Raw genomic sequence first — 17,321 nt, forward strand, 5'->3', positions numbered from 1 at the left:
TCAGCCCTGCACCGCAAGGGCCCAGGTGGTTCCCGACGCCACGCGCCGACCAGATCAGCCGATCCCGATCGTCCGATTCGAGCGTGAAGTAGCGGATCAGCTCTCCTCACCGGAGGCGATCACGGCCGGTCATCTGGTCCACACCGACGACAGCGGAATCAACATCAAGACCCGGGCACGTGACCAGGGCGTACAGAGCTAAGCGTTGTTTGTTCGGGCAGTCCGGGACGCCAAGTCGCGCCATTTCTTCTCGACCTCCCGCATCGCAGGCAACCTCTTTTTGACTCTCTGCAAATCCTCTGAGGTCCAGGCTCCCTGCCGTACCATGCGTTTCGCAATTTCGACGGTTCGTGCATACTTACGGTCCGGATCGAATCCCCGCGGCATCGCTTTCAAATGCTGTTCCATTCGGCCCGCCAACTCGGCGGCCTCCGCAATCCCCGCCAGGTTACGATCCAGCCACCCGGACTCCGGCAAATCAAGCAACCCCACCTCTCGCGGCAACTGGCCATCCAGCCACGCCACCTGCGGCCCCCCCAGAATGATGTCGGCGGCCGTCGGCTGCGAACCCTCCCCCAGCGACGCGGGCGCTGCGAAACCATCGCCGTCGCTGGGGGCCGCGGAGGCGCGGCCAGGCTGAGCCCACCAAGCCAAGGCATCGCCCGCGGCCGCCATCACGCCCAACGACAACGTCGACGCGGGATGGATCCTTCTGCCATCACCCTGGACCGCGTCCACGAAATAGTTCGCCGGCCCACCTTCAAAGAAGGCGCCAGAGGTCAGGAAACTATTCGCGCCGTTGCCCGTCACATACGCTGCCCGCGGGACATCCTGCGAGGTCGCCGGCGGCACCCTCAGCACAAGGAAATGAACGTCGTCCCCCGCCCACTGCCCCATGAACTCCCGCACCGCAGCGGGGCCATCGGTCAGCCGAAGCTGCGGGACAACACCCCCGGTCTCGTCCTGGAACAGCTCACTCGCCGCACCTCCCACAACCCGCCGCAACACACCAGAGTGCAGCATGCCTTCCGCGGCGCGGAGGCTGTCGGCGACCTGCTCCAGCAATCGCGTGGCCGCCTCAGGACCCGGGGCAGGAATCTCGATGCCCGAGCCCCGCACCATGGCCTTCGCAACCTCATTGCCGAGCAGTACCTGAACAACGATGTAGTTGACCGAAGCCTTCAGCGATTTCCCCAGCCCATCGATGACCTCTCGCGATTCGGGCCGCAGAGGCGGAACTGGGTCAGCCCGACGAGCGCGAACGCTCCGGAAGACGTCGTTCACCGCAGTCCACTGTGACCGTGCGTCGGACGGGAACTCGCCTCCCTTCGTGGCATCGGCCCACGCGAGACGGCGCTCAGCCTCCCGTATCCAGTTCTCGCTCCACACCAACTGCCTGAACGGCGCTGGCGGGACGAACCCATCCGCGATAGCCCGCAGAACATCCAGGCGCAGCTTCCCGGCTCGCTCCGCGTGGGGCTCGCGGACGCCCGCCAGCCACTCCCATACATATTGCTCTTCTACAGGCACCTCGACGGCGTCGGTCACCTCGATTGCTCGGCCCGGACCGAGGTAACGCACCAGCTCCGAGCTCGGGAGCCGGGCAGCCTCGCGCAACCGCTGCAGAGCGAGTTCGTTGGGGTGGCTACTGCCGTCCAGCCACTCCTGAACCGTGGGTTCGGTATTTGTGGTCACCAGGGCCGCCCGGGCCGGACCGAGGTGGCGCACCAATTCCTGATCCGAGGCTCCGGCGGGAACAGCACCCCCGGCGACGTACTCCACCACATGGCGAAGATGGGCCAGCTCCCCCTGCGAGGCCGTCCGCAGGCCCGTCAGGGGGCCCAGGCCCAGCTTCCGCAATCGGTTATCCAGCGCGACCGTCCTCTCCGGCCCGCCGAACGCCGCGACAAACGCGTCCAGCAAGATCCCACGCACCACCGCACGATCACCGCCACGGCCAAGACGCAACGCGCGCACGTCTTCCGGAAGAACGCCGATCGCCGCGGCGACGTCCCAGTCCTCACCGAAGAAGCGCTTGAGGTAGTCGAACTCACGACCGTCCAGGGCGTGCACCAACTCACGCAGCACGTTCAGCTCCCGCCAGCGGGGCTGCCGGCCTGACACACCGGCACGCTGCGGTGACGGACCGCCGAGCACCGGCACCTCCACCCGGATGTCGAGCCTGCTCCCGGCACGCACCACCTGGTCCAGGCCACCGAGCCTAACCACCTCTTGCCGCAGTTCCTCGCGGTAATCAGCCGCGCTGCGGGTGTCGCGCCCTTCCTCGCCCCACCCCCCCAACCGACGGCGGCGATCGGCCAGGCCCACCATGAACCGCCCCAGAGCACCCAACCGCTCCTTGTACCGCTCACCGGGCGGCACCAGCTCTTTGACCAGACTCTTGACCTCTTTCCGCCCGCCGTAGGTGCTGACCACCGACCCGATGATCACCCGCCGCAACGCCTCGGCATGCCCTTCGGGCAGGTACGACCACATCCGCCACACCCGCGCCGTGGCCTCATCCACCCCCAACGCCTGAGCCAGATACCGGCTCTCACGCACCGCCGGGTTGACCAAATCCATCAACACCGCAGGCCGCCCCTCATCCTTCAAAGCCGCGAACAACCCACCCCATTCGACCTCACGGCCACGACGCCACAGCCCCGGATCCGCCAGCCCGTACTCCACCCTGACACCCGCCGGATCCACCACATGCACGAAGAACTTCACCGACTCCCCGATCTTCTCCAACCAGGTACCCCACGGCAAAACCCGGTCCGGATCCAGATGCTCCGGCACCTCCCCCAAATGACCCGGCGACCCCTGGGTCAGGAGGTCCCACAAATCCTCCGGCCGCTTGGCACTATCCGGCCTCGCCCCTGGCGTGTACTCGCCCTTCACATACCGGGCGTCGATGCCCTTCTCGACCAACACCGGTGCTTCCGGATCCGACGAGCGCCCCCTGCGGGCTCTCCACGTCGTCTTCCGCTCCATTACCACCAGGACATGGCCCGCAACGCCCAACCAGTCCGCCATCCGCGCGAACGCCAGGACATTGTGACCATCAACATCGGCCAACCTCGGCTCCGCAGGCACTCTCGTCGCTGCCTGGAAAGCGTGCAGCGCCGCGCGCCCCTCCTCAGAAGCCTCCGCCAAATCCTCCGCGTACCACACCACACGCCGACCATCCACCACATCCGGCAGCGACCCCCGTGACCCACCCCGCGCGTACTCCGCGTCGCCGCCACCCAGCTCAGACCCCCCATCCACCGGAGGCCTCAACGGCTTCAGCTCACCGAAGGGCACCGGGGCGGAATCCACATCGGACAGCCGTGCTGGTTCGCCATCGCGTGTGGTGGTCGCAGACTGCGGGCCCCCGGCTGCCGAAGCCACCCGAGGCGATGTCGCCTCCGGGGACACCGCCTGCGGACCGGAGGCCGGAACAGCAGCCGAGGAGTCCGCCAGACCGGCCGGCACCGGAGCAGCGGGCCCGCCCACCGGCCTGGAACGAGAACCAGCCGCGGCGGACACACCTGGCGCCTCCTCCAGGCGCTGCCCGGCACGCCGCTCGGCCGTGCGGTTCATCTCGATGAGGCGGCTTTCGTCATCCCGAAACCGGAAATCGGCCTCAAAAAGATCCCTCGGGATTGCCGGCGATCTCTCTGGATGCGGTAACCAGCTGTGCGCGGGCGCGAGCAAGACGATAGCCCGCCCTTGGGGAAACATCCACCCGTCGTCATATGTGCGCGACGGCCCGGTTCTGCAGTCGTCGATGTACTGCTGCTTTATCTCTTCCGCCGTACCGCGATATTCAGTAACGGTCTCGTCATGGGCGTAAACACCCATCTGACGGAGCCACTCGTCAATCGTCAGCGGACGCGCATCGTGATCGCCGCTGTTGGCACTGAGGGCCCAGTCCAGCACCCACGACCTCGGCCCGGAATCGGTATGCTCCGTGACCATCGGCGCGACGTGATAGCGATGTTCCACTTTCGCGGGCTTGCCCGGCAACGCAGCTTCTGCATATGGGGAATAAAAGCCCAGCTTGGGCAGGTCGCGGGCAACGAAGATTTTCATCGGAGAGGCGCCCATTCGCACCAGGTCCATCACCCAGGCGTGCGCCCGGAGGTAGCAGCCGTCTTCGGGGTGATCATAACGAACCGGCGTCTCGCCAAGGGAATAATTTTCGAATGTGGTGTTCTTCAGCTTCCGGTGCCACTCGATTATCTGCTCCATCGAAGTGGGCCGCGAAATGACGTCACCCATAACGTTCCCGATCGCTTCGTGATAATCACTCCGCAGCTGGATCAAGTCTGTTCGCAAGTCCGAGCCGAACTGGGTCTTGTAAGCCGATTGCACCGCCCAAATCTTGCGTAGGTCACGGTCCAGCGCACGCATCAGGCGCATCGCGGCTTCGAAAGACTGCTTCCGCACCGCAGGATCGGACGCCCCCGAACCTGTGGACACGTGCCCACGAACCGCAGCCGCGTACTCGAACACATCCCGACGGTGGTGCGTCTTGTAACCGAGTCCCGGCGGCACCGAGGTAAACGGCGGCTCGGGGTCACCGGTGTCAGGGGAATCAGGCTGCATGCCCAACAACTGTGCCGCGTACGCGGCATCCTCCCCGCCGAGGACATCGGCCAACACCGAATCCAGCTTCCGCCCGGTATGCGCCTGGAACGCCCGGTACAGTCCCTCGACTGCGACCCGCTTTCCTCGCACCGAGCGCAACGCATCCATTACCGAGTCGACATCAATGTCGTTCTGCGACAACAGCTTGTCCAACGTTCGAGCTCGCCACTGCGCCACCGACCCGAAATCCTCCGGCCGGATGGCGGCAAGCGTCGGCGAACCCGCATCCGCCGACCCCGGGCGGAACCCGTACGCCCGCGTGCTCTCTTCCAGCTGCGCCAGATGCCGCGGTAACAGCCGACCACCACGACTACCCCACCACATCACGCTTTCGTCGCCATACACCCGGTTCCGGCGCGGTATCGCGATCCGCTGGTTCTTGGACACCGGCATGTCGTCCCGATGGAACACAGGCCGCGCATCCTGCCCGGGCCAACGCTGTTGCGGGGTTTCATCCAGAATTCCCAGATAGAGCCCCAAGATCCGGGCGAGCTGCGCATCGGAACCCACGAGGTCCATGTTCAGCAGGCTTGCCTGCATGCTGCTGTCCTGGGAGATCGCCTGGTGCGCATTTTCCGGATCGTCCGGGAACTCGACCCGCACATGGAACTCCTCGCCCGACGGAAACCGGTAACCCCGGTTGAAATACCGATCGGCCGCGGCGCGTACCTTCTCAACGCACGTCGCGCGATCGATGGCCCCCATAAGCGAGTCGGCTTCCAGGAAAAATTTGAGGGTGTACTCCTGAACCCAACGCCCCTCCACCTTGATCCGCCGCACGTCGTATCGCACCAACTGCTCGGTGCCCACGATAACCCTTGGGGTGCTGTGACCCGACACTTCCCACAATTCGGACCGAACCGAGAAGTCCGGCTCAGCCTGCCGCAGATTCTCCCACTGGTCAGGTCGCAAGGGAACCCGCTCGGGATCGAACCACGAAGCGGTCTTCGTCCGACTACGCCGCCACGAAGGATCTGTTGATGGAATATCAAGCAGTGCCGCAAAGTCGTCATAAAGCGCGTTCATCAACTCCGCGATGTCGCGTCCATCCGCTATCTCCCGTGTCTCCCCCACACCCGTCAGCAGTTCGGTCAGCACTAGGCGTATTGCGTTGTTCACTAAGAAAATTGCTTCGTACACGTCGTTATCCACCGTGCCCGGCTCCGCCTCTGGCATCGGCCCCAGCATCACCGCCGCCACTCCGTGGACGGTACTTACCGACGCCGGGTCAGCGGACGCCTCCCACTGCTCCACCCGATCCGCAGCCTTTCCGATCCGCTCCGCCCACCGCTCTACCGTGGTATCCGTCGGCTGAACAAAGTCACTACGAAGTGCATTGATCACGCCGTTGAATTCGACACGGCGCTCGATCTCCAGTCCCACCGCACGGGTGATCGAATCCCACAGACGCTCTTGCTCGTCGACCGACGGCCCCCGACCGGCAACCCCCTCCGGACGCTCACCCATCCACAGCTGCACGGCCACCGCCGCCCGCAATCCAACTTGATCACCGAACTCCTCATTGGCAGCCAAATAGCCGTCCCACCGAGCCTTAAACTCATCCACCGTGCGAGATGGCATGGTCCGCTCGACGGCTGCACCTTCGTCCTGCGGTCTGTTCGGCACGGAGGCAGCGACACCATCCTGCGAAACAGCGACACCATCCTGCGAAACAGCGCCGCCCTTCGCCGAGACAACACCACCGTCGGACCTTGGGCTCGCAGACGGCACCCCGTCGTCGCCCCTCAACCTGGAAAGCCGATCCCGCAGCTGCTGCAGTTCCGCCGCATCGGGTTCGCTCTCGGTGTCACCGGTCGCCGCATCAGCCGACGCACCCTCAGTGGACTCCGGCCGCACATCCCCACGCCGCGCGGGCACCACGCCCGCATCACCGACCGATTCGGGCCCCCCACCCCGGTCACTCGCCGGCTCTGGCCCCGCGCCCGCACTCACAGCTATCAAGTCCACCCAAATACGGCCCAGCGTCGCCTGTACCTGCGCGATCTCACCGTCCCCGACGCCACGCATCATGTTATAGGCCATCACGCTTACAGCCCGCGACGAGCCGTTAAGTGGCGCCCCCAATTTTTCGTATGCGTCGTCCCGCAATTTTTCCCTTGCCTCGTCGGACAATTCCTCCAACCCCGCATCGGCCTCATCGCTCAACCCTCGCAGTTCCCGATCCGCAGCAGTACGACGCAACGAGCGCGCCAGCTCGCGCTCGGCCTTCCGCATCCCAGGCAACCTCTTTTTGACCCACCGCAAATCCGTTGAGGTCCAGGCTCCCTGTCGTACGATGCGTTTCGCACTTTCGACCAGTGCACGCGTACCGTCCTGACCGGATCCCGGCGGCATCGTCTCCAGATGCTGTTCCATTCGGCCCGCCAGCTCGGCCAGCTCCACAACCCTGGTCAGGTTACGGTCCAGCCGCTCGGACTTCGGCAAATCAAGCAACTCCGCCGCTGGCGGCAACCGGCCATCCAGCCACGCCGTCTGAGCCGACCCACCCAGAATCTTCACGGTGTCGGCGGCCCCCGCGAGGCCCAGTCGGTCAGGCTGAGCCGACCAAGCCAAGGCATCGCCCGCGGCCGCCATCACGTCCCACTCCAACGTCGACGCGGAATCGATCCTTCTGCCATCACCCTGGACCGCGTCCACGAAATAATGCGCCGGCCCGCCTTCAAAGAAGGCACCAGAGGCCAGGAACCTATCCGCATCCTTGCCCGTCACATACTCTGCCCGCGGGACACCCTGCGGGGTCGCCGACGGGGCATCCTGCGAGGTCGCCTGCGGCACCCTCAGCACAAGGAAATGAACGTCGTCCCCCGCCCTCTGCCTCATGAACCCCTGCACCGCGTCGGGGCCACCGGTCAGCCGGGGCTGCGGGACAACACCCCCGGTCGCGGCCTGGAACCGCTCACTCGCCGCACCTCCCACCACCCGCCGCAACACACCAGAATGCAGCAAGCCCTTCGCCGCGCGGACATTATCGGCGATCTTCTCCAGCAACTCCGTGGCCGCCTCAGGACCCGGGTCGGGAATCACGATGCCCGAGCCCTCCACCATGGCCCTCGCGTCCTCATTGCCCAGCAGGACCTGAACAACGATGTAATTGACCGAAGCCCTCAGCGACTTCCCCAGCCCATCGATGGCCTTTTGCGATTCGGGCCGCAAAGGCGGAACTGGGGCATTCACCTTCTTCCACTGTTCCCATGCGTCGGACGGGAACTTTTCTCCCTGCGTGGCATCGGCCCACGCGAGACGGCGCTCAGCCTCCCGTATCCAGTTCTCGCTCCAACCCAACCGCCTGAACCACGCTGGCGGAACGAGCCCATCCCGGATAGCCCGCAAAACATCCAGGCGCAGCTTCCCGGCTTGCTCCGCGGGGGGCTTCGAGACGCCCGCCAGCCACCCCCATACATATTGCTCTTCTACAGACCACCCGGCGTCGGTCACCTCGAGAGCCCGGCCCGGGCCGAGGTAGCGCACCAGCTCCGAGTTCCAGGGCCGGGCAGCCTCGCGCATCCGCCGCAGATGCTCCGGGGAGGGCTGGCGGCTGCCGTCCAGCCAGGCCTGAGCCATGGACTGGGAAACTGCGGTCACCGCAGCCGCTCGCTTCCAACCGAGGTGGCGCACCAATTCCTTATCCGGGACTTCGGGATCTCCGGCGACGTAGTCCACCGCGTCGCCCGGAGTCCAATCCCACCGATCCTCCGTGGTCGACAAACCGAAAAACCTGTCCGCGGCGGTAGCTGCCTCCTTCGGCTGCCCGTGCGCGAACATCCGCACGCGCCTCAGGCGGGTCAGCTCCCGCAATCGGTCCTCCACCGCGACCGCCCCTTCCGGGCCGCCGAACGCCGCGACAATCGTGTCCAGCAAGATCCCACGCGCCACCGCACGATCGCCGGGACGGCCATGTTCCCACGCGTTCACGTCTTCCTCCTCGACGCCGATCGTCTGGGCGATCGTCCAGTCGTCACCGAAGAAGCGCCTGAGGTAGTCAAACTCACGACCGTCCAGGGCATGCACCAACTCACGCAGCACGTTCAGCTCCCGCGGACTGGGCCGCCTGCCCAGCTCACCGGCACGCTGCGGTGCCGGACCGCCGAGCTCGCGCACCGGCACCCGGATGTCGGGCCTGCTCCCGGCACGCACCACCTCGTCCAGGCCACCGAGCCTGGCCACCTCTTTCAGGAGCTCGGCGCGGTACTCAGCCGTGCTGCGGGGGGCACCCGGTTGGGCACGCCCTTCCTCGCCCGACCTCTCCAGCCGACGGCGGCGATCGGCCAGGCGCACCATGAACTGCCCCAGGACCTGCAACCGCTCGTCGTACGGTGGACCGTCCGGCAGCAGGTCTTTGACCAGTGTCTTGACCGCTTCTCGCCCGCCGTAGGTGCTGACCACCGACCCGATGATCGCCCGGCGCAACGCCTCGGCATGCCACTCTTCGGGCAGGTGCGACCATATCCGCCACACCCGCGCCGTGGTTTCGTCCACCCCCAACGCCTGAGCCAGATACTGGTCCCGGCGCACCCCCGGGTTGACCATACTCATCAACTCCGCCGGACCCTCATCGTTCAGGGCCGCGAACAACCCCTCCCATTCGACCTCGCGGCCACGAAGCGACAGGCCCTGATCCGCCAGCCCGTACTCCACCCTGACACCAGCCGGATCCACCACATGCACGAAGAACTCAAACGACTCGCCGATCTTCTCCAACGCGGTACCCGGCGGCAAAACCCGGTCCGGATTCAGATGCTCCGGCACCGTCCACAACTGACCCGGCGCCCCCCGGGTCAGCGGGTCCCACAAATCCTCCGGCCGCTTGGCACTATCCGGCCTCGCCCCTGGCGCGTCCTCGCCCATCACATACCAGGCGTCGATGCGCTTCTCGACCAACTCCCGACCGTCCAGATCCGACGACCGCGTGCGGGCTCTCCACGTCGTCTTCCGCCTCCTCATCACCACCGCATGGTCCGCAACGCCCCACCAGCCCAGCATCCGCAGGAACGCCACCACATTGTGACCATCAACGTCGGCCAGCCTCGGCTCCGCTGCCACTTCCGTCGCTGCCTGGAAAGCGTCCAGCGCCGCCTGCCCATCCTCGGAAACCCCCGCCAAATCCTCCGCGCCCAGCACCACACTCCGGCCATCCACCACATCCGGCAACGACCCCTCCCCGCCACGCAGCTCAGACCCCCACGCATCCACCGCCCCCCTCAACGGCTTCAGCTCACCGAAGGGCACCGGGGCGGAATCCACATCGGACAGCCGTGCCGGCCCGGCTCCGGCGTGGATGATCGGCCTGCTGCGCCGCGTACCCAGCCTGTCCGCCAGTGCCCGGGAAAACTCCACCACCTCGGCCCGGTGCTCCCGGCCAAGCTCGTGGTACTTGGCCGCGACCAGCGCCACCACATCCTCCAACGGCACGACGGCACCCCCGCGAGCCAACCCCGCGACGTCATGCGCGAGCCACACAATCTGCCCCGCCGTCGCCTTTTCCCTGCTGGACAGGTCCAGCTTCTTCGCCTCGGCGATCGCGCGGACGAGTTCCTCCTGCGTCCACTGCCCCACCGGTATCCGACTGGTATCCCGTACCGTGCCCGACCCGGCACCGGGCGTGGTCGACGCGGGCTGTCCCTCCCCAGCCACCGACCTCTCCTGAGCGGACCCCGTCCCGGTAGCCGGTGCCTTACCCCGGGCCACCGTCTTGTCACCGGAGGCGGCCGGGACCGTTGCCGAGGCCTCTGCCAGGCCGGCCACGCCCCTACCCCCGCCGGTCAGGACCACAGCACCGGGCCCGGCCAGCGGCTTGGGACGAGAACCATCCGCGGGGAACACCATGAACCGCGGCTCGCGCCCGCCCTGTCCCGGCATCATCGCGACAACGTTGCGGCCCATCTCCTTCGCCAGTGCCAACCCCTCACCCCGCGTCACCACCACACCCGCGTTCGGATCGCTGGGGGACACCAGCAGCACAGCCCCACCCGTGGAATCCGCGCCCCGCACGAACTCCGCCAACCCGCCACCAGCAACCACCTCTGCGGACACCGGCACCCGCACCACGTTCGCCGGCAAGCCCGCCGGCAACACCGCCACCGGATCCCGATCCAGAGACGGCGCCGCCGGCGACCCCTCCCCGGACAGTGTCACCGAATCCGCCGACACCACCGCCCCGTCCTGGCGATGCGAATCCCCACGCCCCGCAACCGAGTCCACACCGGGATCCCCATCACGGCCGGTCACCCCACCCGGCGACCCCGGATACGCCCCAGGCACACGACCATCGGAGTCCACAACAGACTCGGAGCCGACAGTCTCCGGGCGTGCGGCATCCGCGGGCACACCACTGCCGGAGTCCACAACAGACCCGGACCCGACAGTCCCCGGGCGCGCGGCATCCGCAGGCACCCGATCGTCAGATTCGTCGACAGACCCGGGCCTGACTGTCTCCGGGCGCGGGGGATCCGCGGGTACATCGGAAGCATGCGGGGTCACTGTCGGGGAGTCCGGTGTCTTCGAGGCAGGCACCTCCAGCGGCCGCTTCCCGGGCACGGCCTGATCGCCACCGGGCTCCGGACTGTACGGCGGCGGCGGTGTGCCCGGCCGGTCCGGATCAACACCCGGTACCCCACTGGAATATGCGGGTGGTGGTGTGCCCGGCCGGTGCTGCCCGGAACCGGGCACCACCGGAACACCACCGATCGCGTCCCTGCCCGGCACACTGCCATCGGCGCCCCGCTTACCGTCCGTGCCGTCCGTGCCGTCCGTGCCGTCCGTGCCGTCCTTACCGTCTGTGCCGCCCACAACAACGGCAGACACCACAGCGGAACCGGGCACCACCAGGCCGTCACCAGAAGGCACCGACACCGCAGCCGAATCCACCGACCCCGTATCCGAGAACACTGAGTCCACATCAGACACACTCGAGGAATCCGAGCCGGCCCCGGAATCCGAGCCAGCCCAGCCATCCGATCGCGATGCATCCGAGGCATCCGATCGCGAGGCATCGGAGGAAGCCGATTGTGAGGTATCGGATGGGATGAACGTGCTGTCGTCCTTGTCTGGGGTGCCAGGGATGTCCCCTGTCTGTGACCCGGACCCTGCCCCCGGCAGCGGGGTCTTCTCCCCACCGGACCCGCCACCATCGTCGCTGCCGCCCCCGCCCCCGCCGGTGCCCTCGAGGTACGGGCTCGGGCCTTCCGGGTGCAGCTTGCCCCGCAACGCCAAACCCGCCAGGTTGCCCACACCGCTGAACACCGTCTCGAAGAAACCCGCCGTCAAACTAAACGGGTTCCAGGTCACCTTCTGGCCCGTGGCCGCCGCATACAACGCTTCCCCGAACAACTCCGACAACGAGCCCGCCAACGCCTCCCCCACGCTATGCCCGAACCGCGCCAGCCACATCGCCCCCACCGACATCCCCGCATAGTTATCCAGGCTCTTGCCCACCGCGTCCGCGAACTTCGCCATCGCCGACACCGGATACAACTCCGCGTGCTCGGCCACCGCTTTCTTCGCCGCCGCCTCCAGGATCGCCGCGTCCACGTCATCGCCCAGGCCCTTCACCAGGACCTTCGTCAACGCGTTGCTGACCAGACCGCCCAGCGCCGACATCGGCAGCGACACCAACGCCGAGAACGCCCCCATCCCCGCCGCCTGCTCGGTCAGCGTCCTATCCCAGTTCTCAGCCGCTTCCTCACCCCGCATCGTTAGCTGGGCCTGCACGTCCGGCAGCACGTTGAAGACCACACCACCAGCCGCCATCATCGCCAACCGCATGAACAACTGCCTCCACCAGCTCGTCAACAAAAACCGCATCACCGCCATCCGCGCCGCCAGCCACAACAGCGACGCGCCAGCGGTCGCCCCCGCAAACTGCATCGCCCACGCCATCTCTATCCACAGCAATTGCAAGCTATAAATCGTCACCAGCTTCAGATACCGCACCTGCTGCGACGTCTTCCGCACGAACGCCGCTAAATCCAGTAACCCCGCCTGTCCCGAGGACAACAACCCATCAAAAATCCCCAACCCGTCCGCGAACCGGTCCGCCGCTTTCCCCGAAAACTCCGTCCGCACCTTCCCCACCAACTCCGCCACCAACGCCCGCACCTCACCCAGCCCCGCCGCACCCGACTCCAACATCTCCGCCACCGCGAACAACGCACCCTCATCCGCATTCGTCATATCCTCACCGGTCAACACCTGAAAAAGCCGCCGCACCCCCTCCGGCACCATGATCGACGAAAACATCACACCCACCCCACCCTCAAACCAGAGACTAGGAAACGGCTACGCCGGGGGAATACGGAACTCAAGCGTGACAACGCGATTCTCAAGGCGGCGTCGGCTTTCTTCGCGGCCGAGATCGCTGATCGCGGAGTTCATTGCAGAGCACCAGGACCTCCGCAAGGCGGGCCTGCGGTGGGGTGTCGAGGGGATCCGCCCCGCACAGCCGTCACACGAGTAGAGGTCTCCGGCCCCACCTGGGCGATTCGTCTTGAGCACGCTTGGCAACTCCAGCCAAGACACCTCGTCCGGGGCCTCCGGAACTGTGGGGCGGCCAGCAGAAACCAACGTTCCTGACCAAGCATCGCCCCCCGCTTCTCGTCATGCGTGCATTCGGCGTAGCGCACGCGAAATCGGAACGACACTGCCAGACAACACGACATTCCGCCACGGAAGCCCGAAAGTGTGTCCCTTTAGCCCGGACAATAGAAGAAAATGGGCATCGGTCTCGCTCCGGCTCCGAGGCTCGGAGCCGACCACTGGGCCTGCGAGTCGTTTCTCGTAAGCCGTGATCACGCCAGGGGCGCCGCAGTGGCCGCCGTTGGCCATCACCCTACGACGGGCTAGTTTCCCGGTGATGCCGGAGACCGGTAAAGCCGCCGCACGATCGTCTCGGTGGAGGCGGTGCCCACACGGATCGCGATAGCGTATTTGATCATCTGGTCGTACTACCCGGCGACGCGGTCCCATCGGATCGGGCGGGTCATCGTCGGCGGCACCGTGCCCCACCGTGCGGTCACGGTGTTCTTCAGCTTCCGCAGGCTCCGCGGCTTCCACAGGTTCCGCAGCTTCCGCGGCTCCGGAGGCGGTGCGGCGGCCAGTGACCTTCCTGGCCGAGATCGCCACCGCCTCGGGTTCTCAGGCTGTGCCCACCCCGTCCGGGCTCTTGGCGAGGCAAGTCCCCGGCGTGGCGAATTTGCATTCATGAGTCGGGGATCCCGCAGTCCAGGCGGCGACCGTAATTCCCGCAGGGGGGGCGGCCACCCGCACCGCCCACGCAGGACGAGCATGGAAACAGCCTGGTCTGGCCAAACATCGGCCCGGTCGGGCAAGATCCGCCGGGTGTCCGAGCGTGAGGAGATGGTGATGCCGGGAGCGGTGCGACCGACGATCGCCGACGTGGCACGGGCGGCCGGGGTGTCCCGGACGACGGAATCCCACGCACTCAACGGGATCGGCAAGGTCGATCCGCGGACGCGGGAGCGGGTGGCGAAGGTCGCCGCCGAGCTCGGCTACCACCCGAGCCTCCGCGCGCAACGGTTGCGCCACGGCCAGTCCCGGACCATCGGCCTGGTGTCGTCGATGCCCGTCGCGGTGGCTGGCGGCCCGTCCCGGCTGGGTTTCTTCATGGAGGTCGCCGCGTCCGCCGCCGAGACCTCGCTGCTGCACGGGTTCGCGCTGGTCCTGGTCCCGCCGGTGGAGTCCGACCCGCCGCTGGACTCCCTGGACATCGACGGCGCAATCGTCGTCGAACCCGACGAGAACGACCCGACGACCAAGCGCCTGCAGGCCCGCGGCGTACCGATTGGCGTCTTGCTGCATGCACCCGCACCCGCGCGCGATATGCCCACAACACCGCCGTGACGACCCGCGCAAAGTTACGCGGCGAAGCCGCCTTCCGGAGGCTCGCGGGGCGCGAAGCGCGGCCCCCGTCGGAATGCACGGCGACAGGCGATCGACGCGGAAGCTGAACGTCCGCGCCGGCGGGCTGGTGTGACCGACCGGCCCCCATCACCGGCGGGGGCCTCCCCGGGCTGCCATTGCCGGACGCGGTGTGAAACGATTTCGGGTGTTTCACGTGGTCTTCTACCATCCCGAGATCCCGGGCAACGCTGGCAACGCGATCCGGATGGCGGCCGGTTCCGGCTGTGCGCTGCACCTGATCGAACCCCTCGGCTTCTCCGTCGAGGACTCGAAGCTGCGCCGGGCCGGTCTCGACTACCACGACCGTGCGGCCTTGCACGTGCACGCCGACCTCGAATCAGTTTGGCGAGCGCTGAACCCGCAGCGGGTCATCGCGTTCACCTCGAAGACCGAGCGCTCCTACGAGACGGTGTCCTACCGGCCAGGCGACGTGCTGCTGTTCGGGCCCGAATCCACCGGGCTGCCCGAGGACGTGCTCGAAGAGGCGACGTTGCAGGTGCGGATCCCGATGCTCCCCGGCATCCGCTCGATGAACCTCGCCAACTCGGCGGCGGTCGCGGTCTACGAGGCGTGGCGCCAGCAGGGCTTCGCGATGCCCTCGTGAGTGCGTGAACGGGCTAGAACCGGTTCACGCACTCACGACCTTGCGCGGGGTCCTGGTCCACGGCCAGGTCAGCAGAGCCCACGCGACCAGCGCGATGACCACCTCGACCGCCAGGTACCAGGGCCAGCCGCCCATCACGTCCAGCAGGGACGGGTTGTCCGGCTTCCGGCTGACGAAGCCGTAGTTGGTGCCCGCCCAGGAGTTGAAGACCAGCATCGCCGCGCCCCAGCCGAGGGTCATCGCGGCGGCGAACCAGTAGCCGCGCCAGTTCGGCCGCAACCCGACGCCCCAGGTCAGGTAGGCCGCAGCCCAGATGACCAGCAGGTGCTGGCCCCAGAACTCGATGAAGTCGGGCGACGGGAAGTCCGGGGCGTCCAGCGCGGGCGTGATCATCGCCTGCGGGGTCAGCGTCAGCCCCCAGTAGTAGAGGAGCGCGTGGGCCAGCGGCCGACGGGTCCACAACGCGACTGCACCGACGAACCAGGCTAGGTCGCAGAGCTGCAGCGGCAGCGATTCACCGATGTTCCAATGCGCCGGTAGCAACCGGTAGACCAGCATCGCCACATCGAACGCCGCGACCACCACTGCAAAGGTGCGCGTGAACACCACGTCGGTCCGCGGATCGCGGTTCCGGCGCCCGAGCACGACGAGCACGACGGCCCCGACGACGATCAGCGCCATGAGCACCCAGTGCGACGGGCCGTAGGGAACGAAACGATCCACCGGAGGCGGCCCCACCCCCCAAGCGTAGGCACCGGGGTCCCCGCAATTTCAATGGAAATCGAAGGTCCGATTTCCATTGAAATTGCGGTCCACAACCACCACCAGCGGATCTCCCACGGTTTCAATTGAAACGGTTCAATGAAACTGCAGAAACCCCTGGACGGCGAAGAGGCACCTCCGACGGGGTGTCGGGGGTGCCTCCTCCGGGCGATGCGGCGCAGGATCAGACGTTCGCGGCGGCCTTGAGGGCCTCGGCGCGGTCCGTGCGCTCCCACGGCAGGTCAAGATCGTTGCGGCCGAAGTGGCCGTAGGCCGCGGTCTGGGCGTAGATCGGCCGCAGCAGGTCGAGATCGCGGATGATCGCGGCCGGGCGCAGGTCGAAGACCTCGTTGATCGCCGCCTGGATGCGCGCCGGATCGACGTTCTCGGTGCCGAAGGTCTCCACGAACAGGCCCACCGGGGCGGCCTTGCCGATCGCGTAGGCGACCTGCACCTCGATGCGGCTCGCCAGGCCCGCCGCGACCGCGTTCTTGGCCACCCACCGCGTCGCGTATGCGGCGGAACGGTCGACCTTCGACGGGTCCTTGCCGGAGAACGCGCCACCGCCGTGGCGGGCCATGCCGCCGTAGGTGTCGACGATGATCTTCCGGCCGGTCAGGCCCGCGTCGCCCATCGGGCCACCGACGACGAACCGGCCGGTCGGGTTCACCAGCAGGCGGGTCTCGGAGGTGTCGAGGTCGAGCTTCGCCACCTCGGGGCCGACCACCTTCTCGCGGATGTCGACGGCCAGCATCGACTCCAGGTCGATGTCGGCGGCGTGCTGCGTCGACAGCACCACGGTGTCCAACCGCACCGGCTGGTCACCCGCGTACTCGATGGTCACCTGGGTTTTGCCGTCCGGCCGCAGGTACGGCAGCACGCCGTCCTTGCGGACCTTGGTCAGCCGCCGCGACAGGCGGTGCGCCAGCGCGATCGGCAGCGGCATGAACTCCGGCGTGTCGTCGCAGGCGTAACCGAACATCAGGCCCTGGTCGCCGGCGCCCTGCTTGGCGATCTCGTCGATCACGCCCTCGACGCGGGACTCGTGCGCGACATCCACGCCCTGGGCGATGTCCGGCGACTGCGAGCCGATGGCGACGTTCACGCCGCAGGAGTTGCCGTCGAAGCCCTTCGCGGAGGAGTCGTAGCCGATCTCCAGGATCTTCTCCCGCACGATCGTCGGAATGTCCACGTAGGCGTCGGTGGTGACTTCGCCCGCGACGTGCACCTGACCGGTGGTCACGAGCGTCTCGACCGCTACCCGCGACCGCGGATCCTGAGCCAGCAACGCGTCCAGGATCGAGTCGCTGATCGCGTCGCAGATCTTGTCCGGGTGGCCTTCGGTCACGGACTCACTGGTGAACAACCTGCGACCGGTGCGCAG

5 protein-coding genes are annotated in these 17,321 nt (G+C 67.0%); 2 read left to right on the top strand and 3 right to left on the bottom strand.

Features of this window, described 5'->3' with window-relative positions; translation table 11 throughout:
* Positions 1-198: 198 nt before the first annotated feature.
* Positions 199-12,891 carry a protein-glutamine glutaminase family protein gene (locus FDZ84_RS02560; protein ID WP_168584542.1) on the bottom strand — a complete coding sequence of 4,231 codons (12,693 nt, stop codon included), beginning with the start codon at positions 12,889-12,891 and terminating at the stop codon, positions 199-201.
* A 1,098-nt stretch (positions 12,892-13,989) separates the two neighbouring features.
* On the opposite strand from FDZ84_RS02560, the gene FDZ84_RS02565 reads away from it, so the two are divergent.
* Both FDZ84_RS02565 and FDZ84_RS02570 read left to right on the top strand, forming a co-directional pair.
* Positions 13,990-14,511 (top strand): LacI family DNA-binding transcriptional regulator, encoded by a 522-nt coding sequence (locus tag FDZ84_RS02565; protein WP_246868746.1) that lies wholly within the window; start codon positions 13,990-13,992, stop codon positions 14,509-14,511.
* A gap of 205 nt (positions 14,512-14,716) precedes the next feature.
* On the top strand, positions 14,717-15,175 hold the full coding sequence (locus FDZ84_RS02570; RefSeq protein ID WP_168584543.1) for a tRNA (cytidine(34)-2'-O)-methyltransferase: 459 nt from the start codon (positions 14,717-14,719) through the stop codon (positions 15,173-15,175).
* Between the two features lie 24 nt (positions 15,176-15,199).
* On the opposite strand, the gene FDZ84_RS02575 is transcribed toward FDZ84_RS02570, so the two are convergent.
* Positions 15,200-15,898: a TIGR02206 family membrane protein gene (locus FDZ84_RS02575; RefSeq protein WP_168584544.1), complete on the bottom strand. Its 699-nt coding sequence runs from the start codon at positions 15,896-15,898 to the stop codon at positions 15,200-15,202.
* Between the two features lie 223 nt (positions 15,899-16,121).
* A complete protein-coding gene (metK, locus tag FDZ84_RS02580; RefSeq protein ID WP_168589745.1) occupies positions 16,122-17,321 on the bottom strand; it encodes a methionine adenosyltransferase in 1,200 nt (399 codons plus the stop codon).

This window comes from Saccharopolyspora sp. ASAGF58, from assembly GCF_012277335.1.
Taxonomy (GTDB): Bacteria; Actinomycetota; Actinomycetes; order Mycobacteriales; family Pseudonocardiaceae; genus Saccharopolyspora; species Saccharopolyspora hattusasensis.

Excerpts from the sequence above, each read along its gene's own strand:
- FDZ84_RS02560 (WP_168584542.1), bottom strand. The coding sequence starts at position 12,891 with ATGTTTTCGTCGATCATGGTGCCGGAGGGGGTGCGGCGGCTTTTTCAG.